Below are 20,429 nucleotides of genomic sequence, written 5' to 3'. Positions count from 1 at the left end.
ATCTCCTGTTTATTCTTGGCCGAGCGAGGCGTCGAGCCTGGCCCATGTCTCCTGATGAGAGTAATGGTAAAGACCAGCCAGATAACTTTCCAATCACATTTTTGGCGACGTCGATACCGTTTTCAGTATCGATCAGCGGGTGGATCGGCGGGAGATGGGGCGGCGCTGGCCGCCAGGATGGAAGGTCAGCGGTGCAGGAAGCGTGCTTCGGGCAGGCCGCGCACGTCCAGGGGCAGCTGGAACACCGCGCCCGACAGCGGCGCAGCATCCCGGTCGCGCGCCGTCATGCCCACGTGCGCGCTGGTGACGAACAAGGTCGATAGACCTGGCCCGCCGAAAGCCGGGCAGCTCGGCTGCGGCGCGGCGAGCGGGATCACCCGATCCAGCTTGCCGCTTGGTGCGAAGCGCCTCACCTGCCCCGCGCCCCAGCGCGTGCTCCACAGGTAACCCTCGGCATCGACCGTGGAACCATCCGGTTCGCCCGGCGCGGCATCGGCCGCGACGAAGGTGTGCACCCGCCCGACTTCGGCGCTGCAGGGGTTGTAGTCGGCGTACAGGATGGCCTTCTCTTGCGAGTCGGCGAAATACATGCGCCGGCCGTCGGGGCTGAAGCAGATGCTGTTGGCGATCGCCGCCTTCGGCAGCGGCAGCGATTCCAGCGACAGGTCGAGGTTCAGGCGATAGAAGCCGCCCACCGCGCGTTTGGGGTTCTCGTCCTGGTTGAACATGCCGAACACGAAGCGCCCCTGGCGGTCGCAACGCCCATCGTTCAGGCGCGTCGATGGATTGTCCGCTTCGACGTCGACGATGCGGGTGACCTTGCCGGTCGAGAAAGTGAAGAAGGCCAGGCCGGAGGCAAGCCCCAGCAGCAAGCGATCGTCGCTGCCGGTGAGCGCGAAGCTGCACAGGCGCTCGGGCATGCGCCAGGAGACGGTGCGCCCGCTGGACGGCGAATGCGACCACAGGGTCGCGGCCGGGATGTCGGTCCACAGCAGCCGGCCAGTGCGCTCGCACCACAGCACGCATTCGCCGAGCTCGTGCCCGGCGTCGAGCAGCACTTCCATCATGCGCCCGGCTCCACCAGGAAGCGAAAGCGCGACTCGGTCTGGTATGCCTCGCCCGGACGCAGGATCACGTTCGGGAACAGCGGCTGGTTCGGCGAATCCGGGAAGTGCTGCGGCTCCAGGCAGAAGCCGCTGCGGTGCTGGTAGGTCCTGCCCTTGCCCGCCAGCGAACCGTCGAGGAAGTTCCCGCTGTAGAACTGCACGCCCGGCTCCTCGGTCCACAATTCCAGCACGCGTCCTGAACCCGGATCGACCACGCGCGCCGCGCGGCCCAATGCCTTGCCCTGCGGCCTGTTGAGCACGAAGTTGTGGTCGTAGCCGCCGCCATGGCGCAGCTGCTTGTCCGGCTGGCCGATGCGCTCGCCGATCGGGCGCGGCATGCGGAAGTCGAACGGCGTGCCCGTCACCGGCGTCAGTTCGCCGGTCGGGATCGATTCGGCGTCGATGGCCACGAAAGCGTCGGCCTCGATGCAGAGCACGTGGCCGAGGATGTCGCCGTCGCCGGCCAGGTTGAAGTAGCTGTGCTGGGTCAGGTTGACCGGCGTCGCCTTGTCGGTGACGGCGTGGAAGGACACCACCAGCTCGTTGGTATCAAGGAGCGTGTAGGTGACGGTCGCAGCGAGGTTGCCTGGATAGCCCATCTCGCCTTCGACGCTGCGGTACTGCAGGCGCAGGCTGGCGCCGTCGATCGTGGCCTCCCACTTGACGCGGTCGAAGCCATCCGGCCCGCCATGCAGGTGGTTGCTGCCGTTATTGACCGGCAGCTGGACTTCCTGGCCGTCGAGCGTGAAGCGTCCGTGCCGGATGCGGTTGCCGTAGCGGCCGATCAGCGCGCCGAAATATGGGCTATCCGTGCGGTAGGGCTCGAGCGTGTCGAAACCCAGCACCACGTCGGCGAGGTTGCCGTCGCGGTCGGGCGCATGCAGCTCGGTGATGATGCCGCCATAGTCGATGATCTTCGCCACCATGCCCCCGGCATTGGTCAGCGTGAACTGGGTGATGGCCCTGCCGTCGGGCAGCTGGCCGAATGGCGCTTGCGTGATACCGGTTTGCACGTTGTATCGATCTCCAGATGTCATCAATAAGTGGAAGGACGGCCGAACAGCGGCATGCCCTGTTCGTCCCAGCGCAGCGGTTTCACGAAGGTGTGGCGGTCCGGATTCCAGAGCGGATCGCCGACGATCTCGGTATGGGTGCGCGCATGGTAGACCAGCATGACGGTGTCGTCGTCTTCGGCATAGGTAAAGCTGTTGTGGCCCGGGCCATAGACGCCGTGATCGTAGCACGACCGCAAAACGGGCTGCGCCGACTTGGTCCACGCTGCCGGGTCGAGCAGGTCGGCATCCTCGTCGGCCCACAGCAGGCCCATCGCGTAATTGTGGTCGGTGGCGCTGGCCGAGTAGCTGATGAAGATCCTGCCGTTGCGGCGTAGCACGGATGGACCCTCGTTGACCCGGAATCCGATGGTTTCCCAGTCGTGCTCCGGACGGCTGATGAGGACCGGCTTGCCCTCGATCTGCCACGGCGTCTTCATCGGCGCGATGTACAGGTTCGAATTGCCCTCGATCTCGACATCCTTCTGCGCCCACAGGTAGTACAGCCGGCCCTGGTGGGTGAAGGTGGTGGCATCCAGGCAGAAGCTGTCGATGCCGGTGTCGACTTGGCCCATGAATTCCCACTCCCCTTCCAGCGGATTGGCATTCGTGTTGCGGATCGCGTACATGCGATGCTGGAACAGCTGGTGCTTGATCTCGCGGCTCGGGGCGGCGGCGAAATACACGTACCAGGCGCCCTGGTTGAAGTGCAGCTCGGGCGCCCACACCAGTTCGGAATACGGCCCGGTGTCGGGCTTGATCCAGGCGTCGACCGTCGGCGCGCTCACGAGGCCGTCGATCGTGGTGGCGCGGCGCAGTTCGATGCGGTCGTAGAGCGGGACCGAGGCCGTAAAGTAATAATACCCGTCGCTGTGCTTGTAGATATAGGGATCGGCGCGCTGCTCGATCAAGGGTGTCAGGATCGTTTCTTGCATCTCGTGTCTCGCTTCGTGGTTCAGGTGGTCGCGTAGCCCTGCGCGCGCATGTCTTCCTTGACGCTGCTGTAATAGTCGTCGCTGATCCGGTACTTGAACATCAGAAGCCCCATGAGAAAGTGAAAGAACCCCGGGATCACCGACAGCATCAGCGCGATGCCCTGCAGCGCCAGCGCCGACTGCGCCTGGTTCGGCTGGTATTCGAAGACGTCGAGCAGCACCCCGACCAGGCCGCCGGCGATGGCCATGCCGGCCTTCTGGCACACCGAGATGCCGCCGAAGGCGAAGCCCGAGACGCGCTTGCCGGTCTTGACCTGGCCATAGTCGATGGTCTCGGCGATCGCCGACCAGAACACCGGCGCATGCAGGTCGACCACCAGCGACAGCAGGAAGTACAGCGCGAAGGCCAGCGCCATGTCGCCGGGTTGCACCAGGAAGTAGAGCATCAGGCTGAGCACCGCGACCATGATCTGCGAATTGCGGAACAGCTTGACCTTGCAATAGAACTTGGTGGTCCAGGTGGACACCACCATGGCCAGGATCGCCGCCGCCACGCCGGTCGAGAGGAAGGCCGACACGGTGGCGGTGTCGCCGTTCAAATAGTATTTGGCGTAGTAGATCGCCACCGAGCCGCGGATCACGTAGCCGATGGTGCCGGTCACGCACACGGCGCACAGGATCAGCCACTGGTCGTTCTTGAGCAGCAACCGCACCTGCTCGGTCAAAGGCTGCTTCTCGACCTTGTGCACCACGCGCTCGGTGGTGGTGAAGAAGCAGAACGCGAAGAGCAGGACGCCCACCGCCGCCATCAGCGCCATCGCGGCCTGGTAGCCGGCCGCCGGATTCGCGCCGCCCCAGGCGTCGGCCAGGATCGGCACCACGATGGTCACCATGAAGGCGCCGACCTTGGCGAAGAACAGGCGGTAGCCGTTGGCCGACAGGCGCTGCTGCGGGTCGGACGTCAGGCCGCTGATCAGCGAGATGTAGGGGATGCCCACGCCCGCCGTCATCAGGGTCATCAGGATGTAGCTGGCGTAGGCCCAGACCAGCTTGGCGTCATAGTTCCATTCCGGCGTGCTGAATACCAGGAACACCGACAGGCCGTAGGGCGCCGCGAGCAGCAGCAGCCAAGGGCGGTAGCGCCCCCAGCGCGTCAGCACCGCATCGTTGACCTGCCCCATCGCCAGGTCGGCCAGCGCCCCCACCACCTTGACCGCGACGAACAGCGCCGCCAGGTCGGCCGTGCGCAGGCCGTAGATGTCGGTATAGAAGAAGGTGATGATCAACATCATCGACGAGATCACGACGTTGAGCGCCATGTCGCCGGCGCCGAAACCGACTTTTTCGAGGGTCGAGAGCTTTTGCGTGTGCACGTTCATCGTCCTCAGTTGCGCCACCTGAGCGCCAGCCCCACCACCCGGTCATAGCGGCGCACGTCGCGCGGCAGCTGCGGCACGCTGTGGTAGTCGTGGTAGGCCTGGTCCAGCAGGTTGCTGCCGTCCAGGGTCAGGGTCAGGCTGTCGGTCAGCTTGTACGACACCGAAGCGTCCAGGGTCTTGAGCGGATCGACGACGATGTTGTACGGCAGCGCGCGGTAGTTATACTCGGCGGTGAACTTGTCGCGCCAGCTGTAGGCCAGGCGCGCCGACCACTTGCCGTACTCGTACAGGGCGACCACGTTGGCCGACAGCTTCGACATGCCGGCGAAGGTATTGATGGTGCCGTCCGCTTCGGCCAGGCCGCCATCCATCCAGGTGACGTTGGCCTGCATGCCGAGACCGCCCAGCCAGCCCGGGAGCTGGGTGTAGAACTGCTGGTAGGCCAGCTCGGCGCCCTTCAGCTTGCCCTCGACCGCGTTATACGGGCGGCTGACGTTATAGGTGTCGCCATCGTGCACCTCGGGCCGCGCGCTGCGGCGCAGGTAGTTGTCGTAGTCGTGCTGGAACAGCGTGCCGGTGATCGAGCCGGCCGGCGCGAAATACCATTCCAGGGCCACGTCGACGTTGCGCGCCTCTTGCGGCTTGAGGTTCGGGTTGCCGGCGGTGCCGGTGGCCAGGGTGGTCGTGGTCGACGGGAACAGCGCCAGGCCCGGGTTATAGTCGGCAAATGGCGCGCGCTCGATCGCCTTGCTGGCCGACAGGCGGCCGATCAGGTCCTGGCGAAAGTGCGCCCGCAGCGACAGGCTCGGGAGCACGTCGCTGGTGGTGGACGAGACCGTGGTCGGCGACACCACGCCCTCGCGCGCCGAGAAGCCACTGATGCGCTGCTTCGTCTTCACATAGCGCAGGCCGGCGCTGCCGTCGATCGGCAGCGACCAGGCGTCGAAGCCGAAATTGGCCTTCAGGTAGACGGCGCTGGTCTGTTCGCGGTCGGCGTAGAACGATTGCGGATTGTCCGGCCGCGGATCGCGGTCGCCGCGGATCGCCTGGCGGATGTCGCCGGTGTGGTCCAGCAGGTAATCCATGCAGGGCGCGTAGAACTGGTTCATGCCGTAGTTGCCGCCGGTCTCGGGGCTGGTGCAGTTCAGGCCCGGGAAGTCGGTGACGCGGATGGCATTCGGCGACCACAGATTGGGGGCCGGCGAGTGGCCGTTGAGCTCGTGGACGAAAGTGGCGTCGCGTTCGGCGTAGCGCAGGCCGGCGCTGAGTTCCCTGAAGAAGCCGTCGTGCTCCGGGGTCCAGGCCACGTCGCCGCGCCAGTCGTTGGCGGCGCCGCGCGAGCGGTTGTGGTTGTCGAACAGGGCGAACATGGTCCAGTTGGCGGGGTCCGTCATATCGGTGCCCGGGTACGCGAGGTAGCCGCCGCCGTCGCGCACCTCGGCGTGGATGGCCTTGGAGCGGTCCATCACGGTGTCCAGGATCGGGTTCTTCATGCCGTGCTTGCTGATCGTGCGAACCAGCTCGGTGCTCACGCGCACGCCGGGCATCGCCTTCCAGATCGCGCCGACCGCCGCCTGGTGGGTCTCGGACACCTCGCGCCGCGCCTGGGTCGAGCTCAGGGTGAAGGTATTCACGTCCGGGTGGCTGATCGAGCCCAGGTAGTTCGAGCCGGGCATGGTGGTGACCGTCGCTCCCGGGTTGTTGATCGGCAGGTCGCCAACAAAAAAGATGCTCTGCGAATCGTGCTCGATCCTGGTCGAGAAGCTCTCGGCATAGACCTCGAGGTCTCTCGTCGGCCGCCACTGGACCGACAGGTTGCCGGCCAGGCGTTCGCGGTCGCCGCCGGTCATCACCCGCCCCATCGACGGCGCGCCGATCACGCCGCTGTCGAGGGTGCGCGGCTCGCCGACGAAGGCAGTTTCGTCGTGGTAGCGTCCGCGCTGGTAGGACAGGCCGCCCAGCACCCCGATCTCGCCGATGCCGGTCTTCCAGCGGTTCGACAGCAGGCCGGAGACGTTGGGGTCGACCTTGTCGGCCTTGTCGCGGTGTTCGCCGCGCAAGTTGAAGGCGGCCTGGGCCCCCTTGAAGTCGAACGGACGGTTGGTGCGCACGTCGATCACGCCCGAGGTGCCGCCTTCGACCATGTCGGCGCCCTGCGATTTATAGACGTCGACCCGCTGCAGCATCGCCACCGGCACGTCGGCCAGGAACAAGCTGCGGCCGGCCGCGGTGAACATCTCGCGGCCGTTGTACAGGGTGACGATGCCGCCCAGGCCACGAATGACGACGTTGCCGGCTTCGCCATTCTGGCGGATCACCTGCACGCCCGGCACCCGGCCCAGGATCTCGGCCACGTTCTTGTCGGGGAACTTGCCGATGTCGTCGGCGACGATGGAGTCGAGCAACTGCTCGGCGTCGCGCTTGATGGCCTGGGCGCTCTGGGCAGCCTGGCGGGTGCCGGTGACGGTCACCACGGCGTCGGGCGGGACGGCTTCTTGGGCGCCCGCGGTGGCGCACGTCAGGCCGAGGCCGGCGCCGGCCAGGGCGGCGACGGTGGCGCGCAGGGCGAAGCGGCGGGAAGAAGGACGAGAAGCAGGACGAGAAGCAGGCCGAGAGGCAGGGGAAAGTACGGGCGTGACGAAGCCCGGTGCATACCGTTTCATATGTCTCCTTTGTCGTTATATGCCGGTATCCGGCTGTATTTATGTACTACTCGACAATGATGGTAGGCGGCCCATCGAGAACGTTCCAATCAATTTTTCTGGCGCTCCGATACCGATTTAAGTATCGAGGCTTCTGTCAAGCTCCTCGTGAAAGATGACGCTGGAACGGCAAATCGCGATGCACTACCGCGGTGCAAAAAGCGCATAAGCATAGTGCGATGACAACGATGTGAACTGCCATTTGATCTTGAGCAATAGCGAGAGCCGCTATATATGCACGCTTTGGCGGAGGCTGCCGCTTACCGCTGCGCATCGAGCCCGCACCGTTATTGCGCACTGCAACAGATGTCAAGGGCGAAAATGTGGCGTTATTGCAACGCAATAAGTTGATTATTGGCAATTATTTGAAAGTGCGCGGCGCGCCTGCGCTAGGCTCACAGAAAGCCCGCCAATACAGGGTTCTCCTATGAAAAGCGGTGTCGAACAAGGGCAATTTTCGCTTGTCAATGAGGGGTTTCGACCCTGTTCCGATTGGACCGTGCCCGATGACAAATGTCCACTTGGCATGTCATGATGGATAGGCTATTTCACAAACAAACACTGGAGAGACATCCATGAAGCACAAAATTCTTGCCATCGCCATCGTGTCGGCACTGCCGCTGGTCGCCCAAGCACAAACCAGCGTCACCATGTACGGCTTGATCGACGCTTCGATCGGCGTCGAGAACAACGATGCGCCAGGCGAAAGCAGCCGCACCGTCGTGTCGTCGGGCACCCAGTCGGCAAGCCGTCTCGGCTTCCGTGGCACCGAAGACCTGGGCAATGGCCTGAAAGCCCTGTTCAACATCGAAGCCGCGATCGCCGCCGACACCGGCGCGACCAACTCGCGCATGTTCGACCGCCGCGCCGTGGTCGGCCTGCAAGGCGCCTTCGGCACCGTGACCGTCGGCCGTGAATACGGTCCGATCGCCGCCGTCGCCAGCGCTTCGGACACCCTGGGCCAGGGCTTCTACGGCTCGAACCTGGCATCGTTCGGCACCAACCGCCTGACCCGCCGCCTGGACAACTCGGTCAACTACCAGAGCAATGCCCTGAACGGCTTCACCCTGCGCGCAGCCTACGGCGCGGGCGAGCGTAACGAGACCGACCTGCAGGATACCGGCGACATCACCGGTGTGGCGCTGGAATACGCGAACGCGGGCTTCTACGTCGGCGCCGGCTACCAGAATCGTGAAGACCTGCCGAGCGGCGACAGCAAGGAATACGGCGTCGGCCTGGGCTACAAGTTCGGCAACTTCGAACTGCGCGGCGGCTACCTGGCGGCCGATCCTGAATTCGCCAACGGCATCGACAACAAGTACGAGCAGATGAACGCCGGCGTGTCGTACGGCTTCGGCGCCAGCCGCGTCTACCTGAACTACCAGCAGCAAGAGCAGGAACTGGGCGATGCGGAAGGCAAGGCAATCACCCTGGCCTACACCTACACCCTGTCGAAGCGCACCAACGTGTACGCTTCGTACGCCAAACTGCGCAACAACGGCACCGGCGTGTTCACGCTGGCTGGCTCGGGCAACGCGATCGCCCTGCCTGCAACCGCCTTCGGCGCGGACCCACAGGTCTACAACATCGGCGTGCGTCACTCGTTCTAAGCGACTCTGCCTCAAGCCGGGTGCCCGTCACCCGGTGCGGGTTGCAAAGAAATACGCCAACAAAAACGGCAAGCCTTGCGGCTTGCCGTTTTTGTTTGGCCTGTCGATTTCTTTGTCGTTCGATTTCTTCAGAACGCCGGCGCCGCCGCAGGACCGGCAACCGCAGGGCGCCTGGACGCCGGCGCCCGGACGACGGGCCGTGGCGCTTCCACGGCCGGGCCGGCAGCGATCCGGAACACCGCCACCGCCTGCGCCAGCCGCGCCGCCTGCTCCTGCATCGCATTCGATGCGGCGGCGGTTTCCTCGACCAGGGCCGCGTTCTGCTGCGTGCCTTCGTCCATCTGCGCCACCGCCCCGTTGATCTGCTCGATGCCGGCGGTCTGCTCCAGGCTGGCCGCGCTGATCTCGGCCATGATGTCGGTCACCCGGCGCACGCTGTCGACGATCTCCTCCATCGTGGCGCCGGCCTGGGCCACCAGCCGGCTGCCGTTGGCCACCTTGTCGCTCGAGTCGCCGATGAGCTCCTTGATTTCCCTGGCTGCCGCCGCCGAGCGCTGGGCCAGGTTGCGCACCTCGGTCGCCACCACCGCGAAGCCGCGCCCCTGCTCGCCGGCCCTCGCCGCTTCCACCGCCGCGTTCAGCGCCAGGATATTGGTCTGGAAAGCGATGCCGTCGATGACGCCGATGATGTCGCCGATCTTGCTGGAAGACGCCTGGATCTCGTCCATCGTGCCGACCACCTGGTGGATGACTTCGCCGCCGCGCGCGGCCACGCCGGACGCCGATTCGGCCAGCTTGTTGGCCTGGCGCGCATTGTCGGCGTTCTGGCGCACGGTCGAGGTCAGCTCTTCCATCGACGACGCGGTTTCTTCCAGCGCGCCGGCCTGCTGCTCGGTGCGGCTCGACAGATCGAGGCTGCCGGCGGCGACCTGCTCGGCCGCGACCGCGATGGTGTCGGTGCCGGCGCGCACGGCGCCGACGGTGCGCGCCAGGCTGTCGTTCATGGTCTTCAGGGCCTGCAGCAGCTGGCCCGTTTCGTCGCGGGTGGTGACCTCGATGCGGCTGGTGAGGTCGCCCGCGGCCACGGTGTTGGCCACTTCCAGCGCGCGCGCCACCGGTCGCGTGATCGAGCGCGTGATCCACAAGGCGATGCCCGCGGCCAGCGCCAGCGCGAACAGGCCCAGGCCCCAGGTCTGGCGGATGGTGCTGCCGTAGGTCGTGGCCGCGTCCTGCGCCGCCGCCGCGCTGAACTGCTTTTGCAGCGCCAGCTCGGCGCCGGTGGCTTCCTTCAGGATGCCCAGGCGCGGACGCAGCTCATTGAGAAGATAAGCCCTGGCCTGCGCGTCCTCGCCCGCCTGGATCAGCTTGACCAGCTGGTCGGCGCCGGCCAGGTAGCTGGCGCTGGCCGTTTCCATGCGGCGCAGGATGCCGATCGATTCGGCGTGCGCCATCAGGGTCGGCTCGATCTCGACCAGGGTCGTGGTCATCACCTTGCGCGCGTCCTCGATCGCCTGGACCTGCCGCTGGCGGTCGGCCGGATCATCGTTGAGCATCATATTGCGCACGGCGATGGCGATGATGCTGATCTGGGCCTCGACCCGGTTGCTCATCTCGATGGCCGGGATGCGTTGCTCGACGATCTCCCTGGTGCCGTTATTCAGGCGCAGGATCGAGGCGTTGCTCAGGGCGCTGATCAGCACCAGCATCAAGCTGACGGCGCCGAACCCCAGCGCCAGGCGCTTGCCGATACTCAGGTTTGCTAACTTCATGGTCGTACTCCTCGTTTCCAGTCTAGTAATAGATATTGCCAATCGGAAATTGGAGTAAGTTCCAGTTCGTACTATGACGATGTGTGCACGCTAACAAAACAGGGATATTGGGCTGATAGCCAGGTTTTTTGGACGATATGCAAAGTTTCTGACAATGTTTAATGTCAAGAATTACAAAAAAAACGGCAAGCCTGGGCTTGCCGTCTTTTGTCGGATGTCCTGGAATCAGAACTCTTCCCACTCTCCCGCAGTAGCGGGCGTCCTGGCCTTGGCAGTTGCCGGCTGCACGGCCGTCCGTGCCGGCGCCACCCGTGGCGCCGGCTTCGTCTGCGCCGTCACCAGGACACGCTGCGGGGCCGCCGCCACGCCGGTCGCCATGTCCGCCGCCGCCCGCGCCTGCTCGCCATCGATCCGGAACACCGCCACCGCCTGCGCCAGCCGCGCCGCCTGCTCCTGCATCGAGGCCGACGCCGCAGCGGCTTCTTCCACCAGGGCGGCGTTCTGCTGCGTGCCTTCGTCCATCTGCGCCACCGCGCCGTTGATCTGTTCGATGCCGGCCGTCTGTTCCTGGCTGGCCGCGCTGATCTCGGCCATGATGTCGGTGACGCGGCGCACGCTCTCGACGATCTCCTGCATCGTCGCGCCCGCCTCGGCCACCAAGCGGCTGCCGTCGGCGACCTTGCCGCTCGAGTCGCCGATGAGCCCCTTGATTTCCTTGGCCGCCGCCGCCGAGCGCTGGGCCAGGTTGCGCACCTCGGTCGCCACCACGGCGAAGCCCCTGCCCTGCTCGCCCGCGCGCGCCGCTTCCACCGCCGCGTTCAGCGCCAGGATATTGGTCTGGAAGGCGATGCCGTCGATGACGCCGATGATGTCGTTGATCTTGCTGGACGATGCATTGATCGCGTCCATCGTATTGACGACCTGGTGAATGACTTCACCGCCGCGCGCGGCGACGTTCGACGCCGACTCGGCCAGCTTGTTGGCCTGGCGCGCATTGTCGGCGTTCTGCTTGACGGTCGAGGTCAGCTCTTCCATCGACGATGCCGTCTCTTCCAACGCCGACGCCTGCTGTTCGGTGCGGCTGGAAAGGTCCCGGCTGCCCGCCGCCACCTGGCCCGCAGCGACAGCGATAGTGTCGGTGCCCACGCGCACGGTGCCCACGGTGCGCGCCAGGCTTTCGTTCATGCTCTTGAGAGCCTGCAGCAATTGGCCGGTCTCGTCACGGCTGGTGACGTCGATACGGCTGGTCAGGTCGCCCGCGGCCACGGTATTGGCCACATCCAGCGCGCGCACCAGGGGACGCGTGATCGAGCGCGTGATCCACCACGCGACCACGGCGGCCAGCGCCAGCGCCAGCGCGCCCACGATCGACATCAGCCAGGTCGTGCTGCGATAGGTCGCCTCGGCCTCATTCCCGGCGCGCACGCTGAGCTCCTTCTGCAGCTTGGTCTGCTCGGCGGTGGCGCCCTTGAGTTGCGCCAGGCGCGGACGCAGTTCGCGCACCAGGTAGTCCCGCGCCCCCTCGTCGTCGCCGGCGGCGATCAGCTTGAGCAGCCCATCCTGGCCCGCCAGGTAGCCGGTGTTCGCCGCCGCCATCCGTTCCAGGATCTCGCGTCCTTGCGGCGTGGTGATGGTCGTGCGCAGCGCGGCCAGCATCTCGTCCATGATCTTGCGCGAGGCCATGATCTGGTCGACCTGCTTCTGGCGGTCGGCCGCATCGGCGTTGAGCATCATGTTGCGCAGGGCGATCGCGATATTGTTGTTTTCGGACTCGAGACGCGCGGTCGCGTCGATCGTGGGAATGCGGTTGGTGACGAGCATGCGGGTGCCGTCGTTGACGCGGGCGAGCATGACGTTGCTCAGGCCGAGCATGACGACCAGCATCAGGCCGACGGCGCCGAATCCAAGGCCCAGGCGCTTCCGATATGGAGGTTCTGCAGTTTCATGTAGGTGTTCAGTCCTTCTAAAGTTGAATAAATATTTTCCAGTTCAAAAAAGAGTGGGTGACGTGTGGATCGCCACCGCCAGGCGAAAACAAGGCAGGCCGCGGCCTGCCTCCTCGTGGGCCGGTGACGACGTCAGAATTCTTCCCACGCTCCCGCGTCCGCCGTCGCTTTTCCTCGCGTGGAGACCGGCCTCGGGGCTGGCTTCCGTACGGTCAGCGCTGGACGGACCGGAGCCGGCGATGCGTCCACCGCGGCGGTCGACGCCGCCAGCATCTGCTCGCCATCGATCCGGAACACCGACACCACCTGTGCCAGCCGGGTCGACTGCTCGCGCAGCGCCGCCGCCGCGGCCGCCGCTTCCTCGACCAGGGCCGCGTTCTGCTGCGTGCCCTCGTCCATTTGCGCCACCGCCCCGTTGATCTGCTCGATGCCCTCGGTTTGCTCCAGGCTGGCGGAACTGATCTCGCCCATGATGTCGGTCACGCGGCGCACGCTGTCGACGATCTCCGCCATCGTGGCGCCGGCTTCGGCCACCAGGCGGCTGCCGTCGGCCACCTTGCCGCTCGAGTCGCCGATGAGCCCCTTGATCTCCTTGGCCGCCGCCGCCGAACGCTGGGCCAGGTTGCGCACCTCGCTCGCCACCACGGCGAAGCCGCGGCCCTGCTCGCCCGCACGCGCCGCTTCGACCGCCGCGTTCAGCGCCAGGATATTGGTCTGGAAGGCGATGCCGTCGATGACGCCGATGATGTCGTTGATCCTGGCCGAGGAAGCATTGATGGCGTCCATGGTGCCCACTACCTGTTCGATCACGGCGCCGCCACGGGCCGCCACGTTCGATGCGGCGTCGGCCAGCACATTGGCCTGGCGCGCATTGTCGGCGTTCTGGCGCACGGTCGAGGTCAGCTCTTCCATCGAGGACGCCGCTTCTTCCAGCGCCGATGCCTGCTGCTCGGTGCGGCTCGACAGGTCCTGGCTGCCCACCGCCACCTGGCCGGCGGCCACCGCGATGGTGTCGGTGCCCACGCGCACGGTGCCGACGGTGCGCGCCAGGCTCTCGTTCATGGTCTTGAGGGCCTGCAGCAGCTGGCCGGTCTCGTCGCGCGTGGTGACCTCGATGCGGCTGGTCAGGTCCCCCGCGGCCACGGTATTGGCCACTTCCAGCGCGCGGCCGAGCGGGCGCGTGATCGAGCGGGTGATCCACCAGGCCACCAGCGCCGCCAGGACCAGCGCCGCGGCGCCGAGGCCCCACATCAGCGCGCTGGTGTTGCGGTAGGTGGCTTGCGCATCGCGCGCCGCGGCGTCGGCGATCTCGTTCTGCAGGGCGGTCTGCTCCCTGGTCGCCCCCTTCAGCCGCACCAGCAGCGGACGCAGCTCTTCGCTCAGCAGCGTGCGCGCCGCCTCCACGTCGCCGGCGGCGACGTGCCGGATGATGGCGTCCTGCCCCGTCTTGTATTGGGCGGTCTCGTTGCGCATCTGGTCGAGCAGCGCCAGCGCCTGCGGGTTGTGCAGCGCGTCCTTCAGCTTGGCCAGGATGTCGTCCATCGCCGCGCGCGACGCCATGATGTCGCGCACCTGGCGCTCGTGGTCGGCCGCATCGGTGCTCAGCAGCATATTGCGCAGCGCGATCGCGATGTCGTTGATCTCGGCCTGCATCTGGTTGGTCAGCGCGATGCGCGGCATGCGGCCGTGGACGATCTCGTCGGTGCCGGCATTGATCCGGCCCAGCATCGCATTGCTCATCACGATCATCACCACCAGCATGGCGCAGATCACGCCATAGCCCAGCGCCAGGCGCTTGCCGATGTTCAGGTTTGCCAGTTTCATGTTGGTGCTGTCCTCAAGCCGCGCGCGGCAGCGCCGCCACCAGTCCAAGCTCGTCGGACTGCATCAGTTTGTCGATATCGAGCAGGATCAGCATCCGCTCGTCCACGGTGCCCAGGCCGAGCAGGCAGTTGCCGTCCAGCGTGGCCTGCATCTCGGGAGCGGGCCGCACCTGCTCCGGGGTCAGGGTCACCACGTCCGAAACGCTGTCGACCACCATGCCGATCACGTGATGCTCGATGTTCAGGATGATCACCACGGTAAAAGCGTCATACACCGCCTCGCCGATGCCGAACTTCAGGCGCATGTCGACGATCGGAACAATGGCGCCGCGCAGATTGATGATGCCCTTCAGGTAGTCGGGAGCGCTGGCCAGGCGGGTAGGCGCTTCGTAACCCCGAATTTCCTGTACCTTGAGGATACTAATTGCGTACTCTTCCTTCCCTAGCCGGAAAGACAGCACTTCGTTCTCGTTGCCTGTTTCCATCGTACCCCCTTGTATCGGACTGACCGGATTGTTTGAATTTCCAAGAGGAAATACAGTACAAGCAGCAATTCGTGGTGTCGATGGTCAATTGTTAAGATCTGTAAATTTTTCCCCGTTTCGGCCGTAAGTATGGCGCCATTGCAACGGGTTTGAACCGCTTATTACCTACGATGAAATTGCATTGGCACGAATTGTGCTAGAGAAATAACATCACTTATCCAGCACCCGGGAGCCCCCATGATCATCCGCCGACTCGACCCGCGCGCCATCGCCGAACGCAAGCCGCAACTGGCCACGCTGCTGCTCGATGCCGTCGCCGATGGCCATTCGCTCGGCTTTCTCAACGGCCTCGACCAGGACGGACTCGACGCCTATTGGCAGGGCGTGGCGGACGAGGTCGGCGTCGGCCGGCGCGTGCTGCTGGCGGCCGAGCGCGACGGCAACCTGGTCGGCAGCGCCCAGCTCGACCTGTGCCTGAAACCGAACGGCGACAACCGCGCCGAGGTGCAGAAGGTGCTGGTGCATTGCACGGAGCGCCGCCGGGGCATCGGCACCGCCCTGATGCAGGCGCTCGAGATCGAGGCGCTGGCGCTGCGCCGCGGCCTGCTGTACCTCGACACGGCGGCCGGCTCCGAGGCCGAGCAGCTGTACCGCAAGGCCGGCTACCACAAGGTCGGCGAACTGCCCGAGTACGCCTGCACCCCGAACGGCCGCTGGCACGCGACGGCGATCTACTACAAGACGCTGTTCACCCGCAGCCGCGCCTGAGCCGCGGCAGCCGCGCGCCGCGATGTCGCGCCATCGTGGCGTCTGCCACACGCTACCGCGCGCCCAGTGTGCGGCGGCACGATTGCGCGTAGAATCGCCGGTTCAAATGTTCTGGAAAGCAATGTGACTGGCGCCTCCTCCACCATGACCCGCAGGCCGCTGCGGGCCTACCTGCTCTGGCTCGTCCTGGCGACCTTGCTGCCGGGCATGGTCGGCGCCTCGCTATTGTTCATCGATCAATACCGCAAGAGCCGCGCCCAGTACGAACGCAACACCATGCAGACCGTGCGCGCGCTGGTGCACACGGTCGACAGCAAGCTGCTGCAGGCGCAGGCGATCGCCCAGACGCTGTCGACCTTCGACGCGCTGCAAAGCGCCGACTTCGCGCGCGCGCACCGCCAGGCGCGCGAAGCCCTGCAGCTGGCCGACTCCGGCATGAGCGCCGTCCTGCGCGACCGCAGCGGACAGCAGATCTTCAATACCAGCCGTCCGTATGGCGCCACGCTCCCGCTCGAACACACGGTGCAGCTCGAGAGCGTGTTCGCCACCGGCAAACCCTCGATCTCCGAGGTGTTCACCAGCGCCGTGCTCAAGCGTCCCACCGTCAGCATCAACGTCCCGGTGCGGGTCGACGGCCGCATCGCCTATGTGCTGAGCATCGGCGTGCGGCCCGACTACTTCGACGACATGCTGTCGCCCAAGGCGGTGTCGGACGGCGCGCGCGCCTCGGTGGTCGACGCCGCCGGCACCATCTTCGCGCGCAACCTCAGCCCCGAGCTGTTCGTCGGCAAGCGCGTCACCGATCCCCTGTACCGCGCCATCCTGCGCGCGCGCGAAGGCATCGTGCCCTCGGTCTCGCAGGAGGGCACGACGCTGCTGACCTTCTACTCGCGCTCGCCCATCACCGGCTGGCACGTGGCGATCGGCGTGCCGCGCGCGAACCTGAACCAGGCCATGTTCGAGCCGCTGGCGGCGCTCCTGATCGGCATCACCCTGCTGTTCGGGATCGGCCTGTGGCTGGCATGGCAGATCGGCGGCCGGCTGGCCAGCTCGGTCCAGGGCCTGACGGCGCCGGCGGTGGCGCTGGGCAAGGGCGAGGACCCACCGCGCTTCACCCAGGCCTACGTCAAGGAGACCGCCGAGGTGGCCGAAGCGATCAGCGCCGCTTCGCGCCTGCTGGGCGAACGCGCCCAGGCGCTGGCGGTCAAGGAAGCCGAGCTGCGCGACGCGCACCGCATGGCGCGCTTCGGCACCTGGCACCTGACGCTGGCGACCGGCGTGGTCGAGACCTCGGAATCGGTGCCATACATCTACGGGCGCGCGCTGCCGCCGTTCACGCAGCAGCGCGGCACCCTGCTGCCCGAGGAATCATGGGAACGCGTCGACGCCCTGCTGCGCGAGCTCGAACGCGACGGCGGCAGCGGCCGCCTGCAGCTGCAGGTGCTGCACGGCGAGGGCCACCGCATCTGGATCGACCTGCACTGCGAAGCCGTGCACGATGCCGAGGGCCGGGTGACGGCGGTGCGCGGCACCATCCAGGACGTCACCGACCGCGTCAACGCCGAGGAAGGCTTGCGCGAAGCCGACCGCCGCAAGAACGAGTTCCTGGCCATGCTGGCGCACGAACTGAGGAATCCCCTGGCCCCGATCGCCTCGGGCGCCCAGTTGCTGGGCCAGGACGGCCTGGATCCGGGCCGCACGCGCCAGATCAGCGGCATCATCGCGCGCCAGGCGCGCCACATGGCCGGCCTGGTCGACGACCTGCTGGACGTCTCGCGCGTGACGCGCGGCCTGGTGGCGCTGTCGAAGGCCCGCATCGACGTCAACGAGGTGGTGCTCGAGGCGCTGGAACAGGTGGGCGAACCGCTGCGCCAGAAGCGGCACCGCCTGGAGACCGCGCTGCTGCCGGCGCCGGCCTGGGTGATGGGCGACCGCAAGCGGCTGGTGCAGGTGGTCGGCAACCTGCTGCACAACGCGGTCAAGTTCACCGCCTCGGGCGGCCATATCACGGTCGCGCTCGAACTCGAGGAAAAGACGCTGCGCATTGTGGTGGCCGACAACGGCATCGGCATGCTGCCGCACGAGCTGGAGCGCGCCTTCGAGATGTTCGTGCAGGGCGAGCGCACGCCGGACCGCACCCAGGGCGGCCTGGGCATCGGACTGGCGCTGGTGCGCAGCCTGGTCCAGCTGCACGGCGGCAGCGTGGCGGTGGAGAGCCCCGGGCAGGGCCAGGGCAGCACCTTCACGGTGACCCTGCCGCGCTGCGCCGAGCGCAGCACGGGCGCGCCCGGCGCCGGGCACGGCGTGGCGCAGGCGCCCTCCGCGCGCGCCCTGAGGGTGATGGTGGTGGACGACAACGTCGACGCGGCCCAGGTGCTGGCGATGTATGTCGGCGCCGCCGGCCACGAAGTCGCGGTCGAGCACGACCCGTTCGCGGCGCTGGCGCGCGCCGGGGCGTTCGCGCCCGACGCCTGCCTGCTCGACATCGGCCTGCCCGGCATGGACGGACACGAACTGGCGCGCCGCCTGCGCGCGCACCCTGCCACCTCTGGTGCGCTGCTGGTGGCGGTCACCGGTTACGGCCAGGCCCAGGACCGCGAGGCCAGCCGCCGCGCCGGTTTCGACCATCACCTGGTGAAACCGGTCGACATGGGCGAGCTGGAACGGATCCTGGCGGCAGCCTAGATCAGCGCTTCACGCTGCCGAAGGCTTCGCCCTTCTTCCAGGTCGGCATGGTCGGCGCGTTGGCGACCGCGTAGCCGAGGTTGAGCGTGAACTGGGCCTGCTGCACCATGCCCGACAGATCCCATTCCGATTGATACTCGTCGCTGACCTGGTGGTAGTGGTCCTTGAAGCCCTTGATGTTGGCGCTCGATTCGTGCTGGTGGTGCTCGAACTCGAAGTGGCCGTCGCCCGAGAACACGGCCGAGCCGACGTTGAAGGCCGGGACGCCCGCCTTGGCGAAGGCGAAGTGGTCGGCGCGGAAGTAGGCGCCCGACAGGTCGGGAACGGCCGGCGCGATCTTCAGGCCCATCGATTTCGCCACCTGCTGCGAGGTCTCGTACAGCGAGCTGCGCTCGGCGCCGGCCACGCCGATGTCCCTGGTGCGGCCCACGAAGTTCAGGCTGTCCAGGTTCAGGTCGGCGGCGGTCTGCGCCAGCGGCCACACCGGCTTGGCGACGTAGGCGGCGGCGCCCAGCAGCCCCTGCTCTTCGGCCGCCGGCCACAGGAAGATCTGGGTGCGCTTGGCCGGCTTCTTGACGGCTTCGGCCGCCATCGCCAGCAGCGCGGCGGTGCCCGAGGCGTTGTCGATCGCGCCGTTGTAGATGCGGTCGGCCTTCGGATCGTCACCCGGTTTCGCTTCCGCCATGCCCATGTGATCCCAGTGCGAGGAATAGACCACGGCCTGCTCCTTCAGCTTCGGGTCGCTGCCGGGCACGATGCCGACCACGTTGAACTGTTCGACCGGGCGGATGGTCGAGCGCAGCGCGACCTTGGCGGCCACCTTCAGGTCGACCGGACGGAAATCGCGCCGCTCGGCCTGGGCGCGCAACTGGTCCAGGTCATGGCCGCCGGCGGCGAACAGTTCGCGCGCGGTGTCTTCGTGCAGCCAGCCTTCCATCGGATTGCCGTTGCCCTTGAGGCCGAAGCGCTCGTTGCCGAAGCCGTTGGCCGGCACGCTCCACGGGTACGAGGCGGAGCGCGTGGTGTGGATCAGGAGCACGCCGGCGGCGCCGCGGCGCGCGGCTTCCTCGAATTTATAGACCCAGCGGCCGTACCAGGTGTAGGCCTTGCCGGCGAAGCGGTTCGGTTCCTCGGCAGTGGGCTGCGGATCGTCGACCATCATGACCAGGATCTTGCCCTTGGCGTCCAGGCCCTTGTAGTCGTCCCAGTTTTCCTCGGGCGCGGCGGCGCCGTAGCCGACGAAGACCAGCGGCGCATCGAAGGCCACGTTCTGCTTGCCGCTCTTGGTGCCCATCACGATATCCTTGCCGAGTTCCGGCTTGATGGTCTTGCCGCCAGCCGTGAAGGTGGCGCTGCCCTCGACCAGCTTGCTGCCCTCGATCTCGACCTTCTGGCGATAGCCGCCGCCGGGGATCGGCTGCAAGCCGATCAGGGCGGCCTGGGTCTCGAGGTAGCGCACCGTCAGGTCGCCGCCACGCTGGCCGGTGCCGCGGCCTTCGAGCAGGTCATCGGCCAGGAAGGACAGATGCGCGCGCAGCGCGGTTTCCGAGATGGCGGACGGCTGCTGGGCGTGCGCTGCCTGTGACAGGGTGAGGACGACGGCGCTGGCGGCCAGGGCAAGGGGATGAAGTCGCATCGATGTTCCGTGACAGTGTGGTGAAAAAGACCATCTTAAACCAACAGGGCCTTATACTGCCGGTAACCCAGGAATGACGCCAGAAGGAAGCAAGCATGCCCATATCACGACGCACCGCCATCGGCTTTCTCTCCGCCATGCCCCTGGCCGGCGCACACGCCTCACCTGCCACCACGACCACCACGACCACCACGACCACCATGGAGAAACCCCGGATGTACGGCTTGATCGGAAAAGTGCGCGCCCAGCCAGGCCAGCGCGACGCACTCATCGCCATCCTGCTGGATGGCACCGCCGGCATGCCCGGCTGCCTGGCCTACGTGATCGCGAAGGACGCGCAGGATGCCGACGCCATCTGGATCACCGAGACCTGGACAGACCAGGCCAGCCACAAGGCTTCGCTGTCACTGCCCTCGGTGCAGGCTGCGATCGCGAAAGGCCGGCCGCTGATCGCCGGCTTCGGCGAGCGCTTCGAAACCGAACCGGTCGGCGGCCACGGCCTGTTGAAGAAGTAGACATACTTACCAGGGGCA

14 protein-coding genes are annotated in these 20,429 nt (G+C 66.4%); 4 read left to right on the top strand and 10 right to left on the bottom strand.

The window, feature by feature from the left end:
• Positions 1 to 185: 185 nt before the first annotated feature.
• Genes KY496_RS25105 through KY496_RS25085 form a run of 5 tightly spaced genes read right to left on the bottom strand, consistent with a single transcriptional unit; the run spans position 186 to position 7,135 of the window.
• Positions 186 to 1,067 carry an SMP-30/gluconolactonase/LRE family protein gene (locus KY496_RS25105; protein ID WP_005668728.1) on the bottom strand — a complete coding sequence of 294 codons (882 nt, stop codon included), beginning with the start codon at positions 1,065 to 1,067 and terminating at the stop codon, positions 186 to 188.
• Complete coding sequence (locus KY496_RS25100) at positions 1,064 to 2,119, bottom strand: aldose epimerase family protein (protein ID WP_229520364.1); 1,056 nt, start codon at positions 2,117 to 2,119, stop codon at positions 1,064 to 1,066. Before KY496_RS25100 ends, KY496_RS25105 begins: the two co-directional genes overlap by 4 nt.
• A gap of 23 nt (positions 2,120 to 2,142) precedes the next feature.
• On the bottom strand, positions 2,143 to 3,093 hold the full coding sequence (locus tag KY496_RS25095) for a family 43 glycosylhydrolase (protein WP_219862937.1): 951 nt from the start codon (positions 3,091 to 3,093) through the stop codon (positions 2,143 to 2,145).
• A gap of 20 nt (positions 3,094 to 3,113) precedes the next feature.
• Positions 3,114 to 4,472, bottom strand: coding sequence for an MFS transporter (locus KY496_RS25090; protein ID WP_229520553.1), 1,359 nt, complete (start codon positions 4,470 to 4,472; stop codon positions 3,114 to 3,116).
• Between the two features lie 5 nt (positions 4,473 to 4,477).
• Positions 4,478 to 7,135, bottom strand: coding sequence for a TonB-dependent receptor (locus KY496_RS25085; RefSeq protein ID WP_219862934.1), 2,658 nt, complete (start codon positions 7,133 to 7,135; stop codon positions 4,478 to 4,480).
• 614 nt (positions 7,136 to 7,749) lie between these two features.
• On the opposite strand from KY496_RS25085, the gene KY496_RS25080 reads away from it, so the two are divergent.
• Complete coding sequence (locus KY496_RS25080) at positions 7,750 to 8,784, top strand: porin (protein ID WP_005668723.1); 1,035 nt, start codon at positions 7,750 to 7,752, stop codon at positions 8,782 to 8,784.
• A gap of 128 nt (positions 8,785 to 8,912) precedes the next feature.
• Here KY496_RS25080 and KY496_RS25075 read toward each other — a convergent pair whose 3' ends face one another.
• The 4 genes from KY496_RS25075 to KY496_RS25060 form a co-directional block, all read right to left on the bottom strand.
• On the bottom strand, positions 8,913 to 10,553 hold the full coding sequence (locus tag KY496_RS25075) for a methyl-accepting chemotaxis protein (protein ID WP_184234900.1): 1,641 nt from the start codon (positions 10,551 to 10,553) through the stop codon (positions 8,913 to 8,915).
• Between the two features lie 225 nt (positions 10,554 to 10,778).
• Entirely contained in the window at positions 10,779 to 12,437 is a 1,659-nt protein-coding gene (locus tag KY496_RS25070) for a methyl-accepting chemotaxis protein (RefSeq protein ID WP_229520363.1), read from the bottom strand.
• Between the two features lie 194 nt (positions 12,438 to 12,631).
• Complete coding sequence (locus tag KY496_RS25065) at positions 12,632 to 14,323, bottom strand: methyl-accepting chemotaxis protein (protein ID WP_219862932.1); 1,692 nt, start codon at positions 14,321 to 14,323, stop codon at positions 12,632 to 12,634.
• Positions 14,324 to 14,336: 13 nt separating this feature from the next.
• Entirely contained in the window at positions 14,337 to 14,807 is a 471-nt protein-coding gene (locus KY496_RS25060) for a chemotaxis protein CheW (RefSeq protein WP_005668716.1), read from the bottom strand.
• 237 nt (positions 14,808 to 15,044) lie between these two features.
• Between KY496_RS25060 and KY496_RS25055 the strand changes: the two genes are divergently transcribed.
• On the top strand, positions 15,045 to 15,575 hold the full coding sequence (locus KY496_RS25055; protein ID WP_219862930.1) for a GNAT family N-acetyltransferase: 531 nt from the start codon (positions 15,045 to 15,047) through the stop codon (positions 15,573 to 15,575).
• Between the two features lie 123 nt (positions 15,576 to 15,698).
• Positions 15,699 to 18,260, top strand: a complete 2,562-nt coding sequence (locus KY496_RS25050; RefSeq protein WP_229520362.1) for an ATP-binding protein — start codon at positions 15,699 to 15,701, stop codon at positions 18,258 to 18,260.
• 1 nt (position 18,261) lies between these two features.
• Here the strand turns inward: KY496_RS25050 and KY496_RS25045 are convergent, their stop codons facing one another.
• Positions 18,262 to 19,896 carry a M28 family peptidase gene (locus KY496_RS25045; protein WP_005668711.1) on the bottom strand — a complete coding sequence of 545 codons (1,635 nt, stop codon included), beginning with the start codon at positions 19,894 to 19,896 and terminating at the stop codon, positions 18,262 to 18,264.
• 95 nt (positions 19,897 to 19,991) lie between these two features.
• Here KY496_RS25045 and KY496_RS25040 point away from each other — a divergent pair, with 95 nt between their 5' ends.
• Complete coding sequence (locus KY496_RS25040; protein WP_219862928.1) at positions 19,992 to 20,411, top strand: putative quinol monooxygenase; 420 nt, start codon at positions 19,992 to 19,994, stop codon at positions 20,409 to 20,411.
• Positions 20,412 to 20,429 lie beyond the last annotated feature (18 nt).

The organism is Massilia sp. NP310 (genome assembly GCF_019443485.1).
GTDB classification, from domain to species: Bacteria; Pseudomonadota; Gammaproteobacteria; order Burkholderiales; family Burkholderiaceae_D; genus Telluria; species Telluria timonae.
This window is presented reverse-complemented; position numbering and strand designations above follow the sequence as displayed.

Bases quoted from the DNA above. Each gene is read 5' to 3' on its own strand.
- KY496_RS25105 (WP_005668728.1), bottom strand. From the start codon at position 1,067: ATGATGGAAGTGCTGCTCGACGCCGGGCACGAGCTCGGCGAATGCGTG.
- KY496_RS25095 (WP_219862937.1), bottom strand. From the start codon at position 3,093: ATGCAAGAAACGATCCTGACACCCTTGATCGAGCAGCGCGCCGATCCC.
- KY496_RS25090 (WP_229520553.1), bottom strand. From the start codon at position 4,472: ATGAACGTGCACACGCAAAAGCTCTCGACCCTCGAAAAAGTCGGTTTC.
- KY496_RS25085 (WP_219862934.1), bottom strand. From the start codon at position 7,135: ATGAAACGGTATGCACCGGGCTTCGTCACGCCCGTACTTTCCCCTGCC.
- KY496_RS25080 (WP_005668723.1), top strand. From the start codon at position 7,750: ATGAAGCACAAAATTCTTGCCATCGCCATCGTGTCGGCACTGCCGCTG.
- KY496_RS25075 (WP_184234900.1), bottom strand. From the start codon at position 10,553: ATGAAGTTAGCAAACCTGAGTATCGGCAAGCGCCTGGCGCTGGGGTTC.
- KY496_RS25070 (WP_229520363.1), bottom strand. From the start codon at position 12,437: ATGCTGGTCGTCATGCTCGGCCTGAGCAACGTCATGCTCGCCCGCGTC.
- KY496_RS25065 (WP_219862932.1), bottom strand. From the start codon at position 14,323: ATGAAACTGGCAAACCTGAACATCGGCAAGCGCCTGGCGCTGGGCTAT.
- KY496_RS25060 (WP_005668716.1), bottom strand. From the start codon at position 14,807: ATGGAAACAGGCAACGAGAACGAAGTGCTGTCTTTCCGGCTAGGGAAG.
- KY496_RS25055 (WP_219862930.1), top strand. From the start codon at position 15,045: ATGATCATCCGCCGACTCGACCCGCGCGCCATCGCCGAACGCAAGCCG.
- KY496_RS25045 (WP_005668711.1), bottom strand. From the start codon at position 19,896: ATGCGACTTCATCCCCTTGCCCTGGCCGCCAGCGCCGTCGTCCTCACC.
- KY496_RS25040 (WP_219862928.1), top strand. From the start codon at position 19,992: ATGCCCATATCACGACGCACCGCCATCGGCTTTCTCTCCGCCATGCCC.